The organism is Acinetobacter lwoffii (assembly GCF_024129685.1).
GTDB lineage: Bacteria > Pseudomonadota > Gammaproteobacteria > Pseudomonadales > Moraxellaceae > Acinetobacter > Acinetobacter lwoffii_X.
Window position 1 is genome coordinate 1 of record NZ_JAMXXL010000093.1, and the last position, 316, is coordinate 316.

Genomic DNA, 316 nt, shown 5'->3' on the forward strand with positions numbered 1-316 from the left:
TTTGAACAAATTATTTCAACTCAAATATATTCTGTTAATGATTTTTCCAGCCTTCGTCAGGTCAGGAAACTGTGATAAATCACAGAGGTTATCAAGTGCGCGTATCATAACGCTTGTACTTGTTAATCTCTAGGATCTAAACACTTGATCGCTTAAGGACTAAACTAACAATCAACTGATTGTCTATTTATTAGCTTTTGTCTTTATACATTCCGAAGGAATGTATGGTGGAGACTAGGAGAGTCGAACTCCTGACCTCCTGCGTGCAAAGCAGGCGCTCTACCAACTAAGCTAAGTCCCCAGCTTATCAATAAGT

At 38.6% G+C, this 316-nt stretch carries 1 tRNA gene; it reads right to left on the reverse strand.

Features of this window, described 5'->3' with window-relative positions:
* Positions 1-225: 225 nt before the first annotated feature.
* Positions 226-301: transfer RNA gene (locus NI464_RS15805), tRNA-Ala, on the reverse strand.
* Between the last annotated feature and the right edge of the window lie 15 nt (positions 302-316).